Here is a 5742-nt window from a genome sequence, read left to right as displayed (position 1 = left end):
GAACCCCATCGTCGGCGCGCACGGTGAACGTGTAGCTTCCCGCTCCATCATCGATCGTGCGCACGAAGCGAGCGGAGTAGTTGTCTGCGGGCACTTGCGACGACGGGCTCGTGTTGGCCGCGAACGCCTGGTCGATCTGGTCCAGGCAGAAGGTATCCAGCGGAGCGCCACCGAGCGCGCGCCCTTCGAAGTAGTCCACGGCCCATTGGGACGCACCGCACGTCGAGGGGATCACGTCATAATCGACAGCGAGACGGTGGCCGCCGTAGCCCTGGTAGTACTCCACGACGACATCGTGAGTCCCGTCAGCCAATGGCACTGTGACGGTTCGTGTCGCCGACCCACCGGACCAGCGTTCGATGATGAGGATGCCGTCGACGAACACCCGCACTCCGTCATCGGATGTTGCGGTGAAGGTATAGCTGCCAGCGCCATCATCGATGGTCTTCACGAAGCGCGCAGAGTAGTTGTCGGCGGACACACCCGCGATCGGACCGGAGCCCGCTGCATGTACCTTCTCGAGGGTCTGCAGACACTCCGACGCGACGGGCGAACCCTGCAGATCCCTGCCTTGAAAATAGTCACCAGACCACTCGGAGGCGGCGCACACGTTGGGAGCGACCTCATAGTCCAGGATCAGGCGGTGACCGCCGTAGCCCTGGAAATACTCGACCACGAGCTCGTGCGGACCTTCGGTGAGAGAGACCGTCGCCGTCGATGTCGCTGATCCGCCCGTCCAACGAGCGACAATCTCCACATCGTCGACGAGGAGTCGCACGCCATCATCGGATGCGATGGTGAACGTGTAGCTCCCCGCCCCGTCGTCGATGACTCGCGTGAAGCGCGCAGAGTAATTGTCGGCGGGAACACCCGCGAGCGGCGCAGAGCCCGCCGCGTGCGTCTCATCCAACTCCGCCAGACACTCGCTCGCGATCACCGCACCCGCCAGCTCACGACCACCGAAGTAATCCGCAGACCACTCCGTGGCGGAGCACTGCGTGGGCGGCAGGTCCTCCTCGATCGTCGTCGACACCGCTGCGGATGCTTCCGAGACGAGCTCCTCCGCGCCGATCGCGACGACCACGTAGAAGTACTCGAGCCCGGGGACGGCCGTGGCGTCGACGAACGACGTCGCGGTCAGGGCCGTCTCGCCGCTCAGCGCGGTGCCCGTCGTCGCGACGTCGCTCGCCGCCCCGCGGTAGACCTTGTATCCCAGCGCGCCCTCGACGGCGTCCCACGCGATCGCGATGCCGGTCTCCCCCGGAGTGGCGGTCACGCCGACCGGCGCGGGGGGTGCCGTCGCCTCGGACGGCGTCGTCACCGAAGCCTCCGTCGCAGGCGCGGATGCGGGCACGCCGTCGGCGAGCGCGGTCACGGTGTAGTGATACGTGTGGCCGGGCACCACGGTGTCATCGACGAACTCCGTCGTCGCCAGCGGCGCGGCGTTCAGGGGCGCCCCGTCGGTGGGCACCGGTGACGCGTCCGCGCGATAGACGTTGTAGCCGGTGGCGCCGTCGACGCTCTCCCATGCCAGTTCGACGCTGTCCGCCTCGGTCGACAGCGTCGCCGTCAGGTCGGCGGGCGCATCGGGGCCGAAGAGCTCGAGCTCGTAGATCTCGATGAACGAGATCTTGGTGTTGGTGCCGCCCGTGGGCGCAAGCGTCAGACGACCGTCCGTGATCTCCACCTCGGCCACGCCCTGCTCGAAGGGCAGCGCGGGCGAGCCGACGAACGCCGAGACGGCCGTTTCGCCTTCCACCGTCACCGCGTGCGTGCTGTCGAAGTTACCCAAGCTGGTGTCGCCGACGGCCACGACGACGTTGTACCGGCCGTCGGGGAGGTCGTACTCCCAGACACCCTGCTCGGTGACGATGCCGACCGCGGGATTCGGTGTACCGCTCGAGAGCCCGTACTGCATGTGTATCAGGGACAGAAGGCGGGGATCGGAGATCCCGTCGGCCGCCGCACGCACACGCGTGTTGAGCGCGAAGTCGAACGGTGCACCGTCGTCGGCGGTGATCCAGCCGAACCCGGCACCCTCGGAGTAGGGCGCCCCCGCATCCTTGGTGTAGCCGGGCTGCGCCGCGGCCTGCGCGGTCGTGAAGTCGATTTTCGCAACGGCGCTCCCCGACGGCGGCGGAGTCGTCGCCTGGACGGACGCCGGCGACGAGACGTTGCCGGAGGTGTCGACCGCGACGACCGAGTAGTTCCAGCCCTGGCCCACGAAGACCGCCGAATCCGTGAGAGTCGTCGCCGAGATCGGCGCCGCCCCGCTGATGAGGTTCGCCGCACTCTGGGTCACGGGGTTCTCGGTCGGGTGCCGGTACACGCGATAGCCCGCGACGTCGCCGTCGCCGGGTGCGGTCCAGGTCAGCCCGTTCTCGCCCGTCGATGCGTTCGCACCGAGCCCCCCGGGCGCTGCCGGAGCCGTGGTGTCGAGCTCGCCGACCGTGAACCGGTCGAAGACGAAGGGGACGATGGCGGACTCCGCCATGTTGCGCTTGGTGGCGAAGATGCCGCCAAAGCCGGTGACGGGCACGCTGTCATCGACCAGCGTGCCATCGGCGAAGTTCGCGGGCAGCGCCTGGTACGAAGCCCGTGCCTGGCCGGCGACGGCGTCGACGTCGAGGTCGAGGTTGAGCGTGACCTTGGTCGTTCCGGTGATCGTTGCGGTGTTGGACTGGAAGGTGACCTGGTCGGCCGTCGGCGACGTCGTGTCCGTGGCACCCGCGATCTCGCGAGAGAGCTGGATCTGCCGCCCGGTCGCGCTGTTGCCGGCGACGACGAGCTTCAGGTAGTTGTCGTCGTCCGGTCCGAACCACAGCCCGCCCTGCGCGGAGCCCTCGGCATTTCCGGGCACGGTGACGACCGTGGAGAAACGCAGCGCCTTGCCCGCCGAATCGACACCCACGCCCAGCGTGTTGTCCTGCTTGTTCTTGTTGACATCGCCGCCGGTCGGTCCGTTGACGAGATACGCGATGCCGTTCGTCGGCGCGATCGTCAGCGCGCCTCCGGCGACGGTGATGTTCTGGGGAAGGTAGTACGCAGGGTCGGACGTCGAGGGCTGCACCATGGTGAAACCGGTGTCGACGTCACCGGCCCCGTGCAGACCACCCTCGGACGCGTCGAATTCGATCACCGCCGTGTTCTCCGCCACGGCGACCGCGTTCGGCGCCAATGGCGAGTACGGGGTTGCCGCCCACGTCGCGGGATCCGGCGGAACGTCCGCCAAGGGGAGAGCCGCCACGGGCGCCGCGACGACGAGCCCGGAGGCGATCATCGCGAAGCTGGAGACGACGGCGCCCAGACGCATGCGCCTGGACGTACGGTTCTGCTCGGTGCGGACAGTCGTCGATGACCAACGGCGCATGGTTCTTCCCCAAGATTGCGCACACGCAAAGCCTCTTCATCAAGGCGATACATGCCAGATCGGTCCCATCACCGATCTTCCCCAGAGACACAGATTCGTGCCCTCCGGGGAGGTTAGCCGACTCAATGCAGATTCATCAAGACTTTTCAGGAAAGCCGGCCGATGCCCACGACCAGGGCTTTTTGTCCGACATGTGCGGCCGAAAGAATGGGCGTCCCCCGCTGGCGCGCGTTCCGTGCCGTACACCGACTCTTTACGCAAACGAAACATGCAGGGTTGGCGGATTCTGGGATATTGCTGAATACTGGACGTGGGGGTGGTCACTGGGGGTCGCTCGACGGCTGTTTCGTGCCTGTTCCCTGGGGTCGTGTGGGATGGGAGGTCCCCCATGATCGATGACATCGTCCATACGGAACGTAGACCAAGGGAACGAACGAACATGAAGAAGAGCCTTACGAAGGCGGCCGCCGCCGTCGCGCTCGCCGGCGCGCTCGCGTTCGGCGCCCCCCTCGCCGCAAACGCCTATGTGCCCGACGGATCGATCACCGGTCCCGGCACCATCGCCCCTGGCACGACCGGAACCTTCTCCTTCGCCGCCGGCGTCTTCGAGCCCGGCGAGACCGTCACCTTCACCCTGACGGGTGAGGGCGCGTCGGCCGCCACGCTCGCGACCGTCGTCAAGACGGCCGTCGAGACGAAGAGTTTCGCCAAGCCCGCGAACGCGGACGGCTCCACCTCGGTCGCCGTCACGCTGCACCCGGCTGCCACCGGCACCTACACGCTCAACGTGTTCTCGGCGTCGACCACTGCCTCGCCCATCTCCATCACCGCGGCAGCGGCGGCCGGCGGTTCCGACGGCTCGGCTCTGCCCGACACCGGCACCGACAGTGCGCTGATGCTCGGCCTCTGGGTCGGTGGCGGAGCGCTCCTGCTCGCCGGCGGTGCGATCGTCGTCGCCACGACGGTGCGTCGCCAGCGTCAGAACGCCGCCTGACGCACACAGTTCTGACGGAAAGCGCCCCGGGACGGATGTCGTCCCGGGGCGCTCTCCGTTTTCCTCGGATCAGGCCGGGGCGGGCAGCGTCGGCGACATGGGCACAGCGCTCGGCGTCGCCGTGACGAGAATCGGCTTGTGATCCGATCGCCCCTGCGGAAGGGTGCGGACGCGTTCGATGTCGAACCCGACCGAGGTCGCGAAGTCGTAATGACCACGGAAGAAGCGGTAGCGCGTGTACGTGCGTGCATCGCTGAGGTTGAGCTCGTATCCCTGCTCGCGCACCTTCTGCCCCAGTGCCTCTTTGAAGACGGGGTAGTTGTAGTCGCCGACCATGAGCGCGGGCAGACCCGGCCCCATCTGCTCGAGTTCCACGAGCGCCGTGCGGATCTGATGCCGACGCAGCGAATTCAGGGCAGTGAGCGGAGCCGCGTGAAAGGATGCCACGATCAGCTCCCGACCGTGGTCGATGTCTCGAAGCACAACACCCAGCAATCTCTCCTCCGCAGGCTTGAGCACGCGGTCGTGCAGCGACTTCTTGAGACGCATGGCACGGACGTCGAGGGCGCGGTACGTGTTCTCGCGATAGTAGACAGCCAGACCGAGCCTGTTGCGGGCGGTGGCCTCAACGTCCGGATCGTGACGGTCCGCCAGCGAGGCGAGCTCGCCGGCGGCGCGGTGCTTGCGCAGGTTGTACGAGATGACCTTCATGACGGTCTCAGCCTAGGACCGTCGCGCCGCGGGTGGGCGTGCGGCAGGGGCGGTTCTTCGCGACATTTCGCGGTTCGTCGCCCGGAGCTTCCTCCGCCGCGGAACGAAGTCTCGGGCGATCTGCCTGGTATATCACAGAGCTCGGCGCGTCTCGAGTCGACGCAAGGCTCGCGAAGGTCGTAATCTGGTCGCACGGAGGCCGTTCACTCGGTCAGTGTTGTCCCCAGCAACGCGCGCGATGAGGTCCCCAACTCTCGCGCAGACCCTGGCTTTCCGGGCCCTCTCGAGATGACCGTACCCCAAGAGCGCATCTCGAGGGGGCCGCTCTTCTCTTCGGCTCCACGACGGCCGGCGCGGTCCTGAGAATCGCGGCGGATCACCTAGATTCTTATGTGTGACCACCGCGCCCCCACGACAGACGCGATCCCGACGGCGCGGCCTCATGCCCGCGCTGCTGATCGCCGCCGGCATCGTCGCTCTCGGCGTCGCGGTCGTCTTCGGTGTCCGCTTCGTACAGTCGGTGCTGGCACCTCACCCCTCGCCGGGCATCCCGCTCACGGTCGTGGCCGAGAGCAAGGCGGCTGAGGCTGCCGGCTCGGCGACCGCCGGCAGCGAGGAGGCCGCGGCCGCGGGCTTCCTCGCCGCTCAGCCGACGGCTGTGTGGCTC

4 protein-coding genes are annotated in these 5742 nt (G+C 67.4%); 2 read left to right on the top strand and 2 right to left on the bottom strand.

Features of this window, described 5'->3' with window-relative positions:
• On the bottom strand, positions 1–3313 hold a 3313-nt coding region (locus DI573_RS14610; protein ID WP_292815861.1), incomplete at its 3' end, for a PA14 domain-containing protein.
• Between the two features lie 496 nt (positions 3314–3809).
• Here DI573_RS14610 and DI573_RS14605 point away from each other — a divergent pair.
• A complete protein-coding gene (locus DI573_RS14605; protein ID WP_292815858.1) occupies positions 3810–4364 on the top strand; it encodes an LPXTG cell wall anchor domain-containing protein in 555 nt (184 codons plus the stop codon).
• A 69-nt stretch (positions 4365–4433) separates the two neighbouring features.
• Here DI573_RS14605 and DI573_RS14600 read toward each other — a convergent pair whose 3' ends face one another.
• On the bottom strand, positions 4434–5075 hold the full coding sequence (locus DI573_RS14600; RefSeq protein ID WP_292815856.1) for an endonuclease/exonuclease/phosphatase family protein: 642 nt from the start codon (positions 5073–5075) through the stop codon (positions 4434–4436).
• Between the two features lie 394 nt (positions 5076–5469).
• Here DI573_RS14600 and DI573_RS14595 point away from each other — a divergent pair.
• Positions 5470–5742 (top strand): hypothetical protein (locus DI573_RS14595; RefSeq protein WP_292815854.1); only part of this gene is annotated, 273 nt, incomplete at its 3' end.

The sequence above is a fragment of the Microbacterium sp. genome, assembly GCF_003248605.1.
Lineage (GTDB): Bacteria > Actinomycetota > Actinomycetes > Actinomycetales > Microbacteriaceae > Microbacterium.
The sequence above is the reverse complement of the archived record's forward strand: the minus strand, read 5'-3'. Positions and strand labels throughout refer to the sequence as shown.